The sequence below is a fragment of the Chamaesiphon sp. OTE_8_metabat_110 genome (assembly GCF_031382685.1).
Classification (GTDB): domain Bacteria; phylum Cyanobacteriota; class Cyanobacteriia; order Cyanobacteriales; family Chamaesiphonaceae; genus Chamaesiphon.
Map to the genome: position 1 here is coordinate 1 of NZ_JANMZA010000031.1, position 2500 is coordinate 2500.

General features: G+C 51.2%; 3 protein-coding genes. 1 reads left to right on the forward strand and 2 read right to left on the reverse strand.

The genetic code is table 11. From position 1 onward, the window contains the following. A partial coding sequence (locus tag RMO52_RS01220; protein ID WP_310410237.1) for an HIT family protein occupies positions 1-219 on the forward strand: 219 nt, incomplete at its 5' end. Positions 220-300: 81 nt separating this feature from the next. Here RMO52_RS01220 and hisF read toward each other — a convergent pair. Then, complete coding sequence (gene hisF, locus RMO52_RS01225; protein ID WP_310410240.1) at positions 301-1068, reverse strand: imidazole glycerol phosphate synthase subunit HisF; 768 nt, start codon at positions 1066-1068, stop codon at positions 301-303. Between the two features lie 261 nt (positions 1069-1329). After that, a complete protein-coding gene (locus tag RMO52_RS01230; protein WP_310410242.1) occupies positions 1330-2244 on the reverse strand; it encodes a hypothetical protein in 915 nt (304 codons plus the stop codon). Positions 2245-2500: the final 256 nt, after the last annotated feature.

A 2500-nucleotide genomic window follows, 5' to 3' on the forward strand; every position in this document is an offset into this window, starting at 1 on the left:
CTACCAGCCAAAGAACAATCAGCCTGCTGGCTAATGGCAAATAAAGTTCGAGAAATCTTGATAGCAGAGTTTCAACCCGATGGTTTTAATGTGGGGATGAATATCGATCGAGCCGCCGGACAAGCGATGAATCATGCCACAATTCATGTAATTCCGCGCTATCAAGGCGATACTCAAAGTCGAAAAAGTGGAATGCGATCGGTTATTCCCAGGTTGTAGAGATGGGAGATGGGGGATGGGAGAGGGGGGATGGGAGATGGGCGAGAATTTTTATCAACCTGTCCCCACACTAACCGCCAGTTAAATCCTGACTGTTACTTGCTTCCCATGCAGATATTCCTTAATCTCCGCTACAGTTAACTCGCCGTAATGGAGTAGCGATGCCAATAAGGCGGCTTCGGCATGTCCGGAAGTCACCGCCTGATAGATATGCTCGCAATTTCCCGCGCCACCCGACGCAATCACGGGGACTTCGACAGACATGGCGATCGATCGCGTCAGATCGAGGTCGTATCCCGCCTTGGTACCGTCGGCATCCATGCTCGTGACTAAAAGCTCTCCCGCACCCCTTTTGGTGACTTCTTGCGCCCATTTGACCGCATCTAGCCCGGTATTCTCCCGACCGCCTTTGACATAGACATCCCAGCCGGGATTACTCGGATCGTGACGGCGCTTGGCATCGATCGCGACGACAATACACTGATTGCCGAATAAGTCGCTAGCATCATTAATCAAATTGGGATTGCGGACTGCTGCTGAGTTGAGACTGACTTTATCCGCCCCCGCCCGCAATAAGTCTTTAATATTCGCTGGCGATTGAATCCCTCCACCGACAGTCAGCGGGATAAATATCCGATCCGCAGTCCGGTAAACGACATCGATCATCGTGTCGCGATCTTCGTGACTGGCGGTGATATCCAGAAATACTAACTCATCCGCGCCCGCATCATTATAAACTTGCGCCAGCTCTACCGGATCGCCTGCATCCCGCAATTCGACAAAGTTAACGCCCTTGACGACGCGACCAGCTTTGACATCCAGGCAAGGTAGAATTCTTTTGGCTAACATATACAAATCTTGGTGTGGTTGTGAACAGCTCTCATCCTCGCTCGATCGTGGCGATCTGAGTTCTGCTCACTTTAGATAATACTTTCAATCCCGTACAGCAGCTCATCAAAATTCACCAACCGAATCGATCGGGGTGAGGTAAAAGGTAAGAGGTAAGAGGTAAGAGGTAAGAGGTAAAAGGTAAGAGGTATAGATCTGTGATTCTTCAATTAGAGATTGGTATGACAGCTATTAACCCAATCTCTAATTTGAGCTAGTGAGTTAACCGACTTCGGCGAGTTTCGCCGTGGCGGTTTGGCGGAGGGCGGCATTCTGTTTGCGATCGCAGATCTCGATCGTGGTGCGGAGATCGGCTGTTGCCGCTTCCCGATTATCGCGTGCTAACCGTGCGAGGGCGCGGAAGTAATAGGCGTGTTCGTCATTGGATTGCAGGCTGCCAGATCCGGGAGTTTCGCGGGCGAGTGCTTCGCTGTAGTCGCGACTGGCTCCAAACTCGTCACCCAAAGCTGCCAGCGTCACGCTCCGCGCATAGTAGGTAGCGATTTCAGGGCGTTGAGTGAGGGATTTGGACAAACTTGCCAAGGCAGATGGATAAAGAGCAGATGTGGCTTGGCTGACGCCGAGGTTGTAATAATCGCTCGCACTGGGCGCAGTTTGGGTACAACGGGTAAAGTCAGCGATCGCGCCATCATTATCGCCACTGTAAGAGCGGGCTACAGCTCTAGCAGCATACACCCATTTCATGTCAGCATTTAATGCGTTCGCGGAGCGTTCCTGTAAGGAAATCGCCCGATCGAAATCCGCTAATGCTTCGGTCATCCGATTCTCCTCCAGAGAGGCTCCGCCAACGAGTTGCGTATAGCTCATTGCTCTACCAGCATAGGCTTCAGCCAACAACGGATCGAGAGAAATTGCCAGTGTAAAATCGACGATCGCACCTGATTGGTCGCGAGCGTAGTGCCGCATGAAACCGCGCCCGGAGAAAAGTCTGGCATCCGTCGGGGTCGCCAAGATTGCTTGGTTGTAAGCGGACAGGCTGCCCAGCGAACGCTCTTTAACCGCTGTTTTAGGTTTACTCACCCCAGCGGTATCACCGCAGAGGTATTCGGTAAAATCGTCGCAGATCTGGTTGAGATCGTTAGAAAGAGATCGAACTATTTCGTCAAACAAGTGCATCGCGTTCTTCAAGTACAGAGATTTGATAATGTTGTCGCCGATGCACCCCAATCGCAGCTAAGACCGAGCGGAGTTCATGGAGATCTCGATTTTCGTCATGCTGATTTATCCTTCTAAGTCATTGTAATCCCAATTTCTCGATCGATCGCCAAATTGCTCACATCAAGCCCGATCGCTATTTTGCCTGCCGCTAATCTCGACTCGAATTTAGCCCTTCCATCACCCATGTTACATACGTCCCGATCGGACTCCAGAG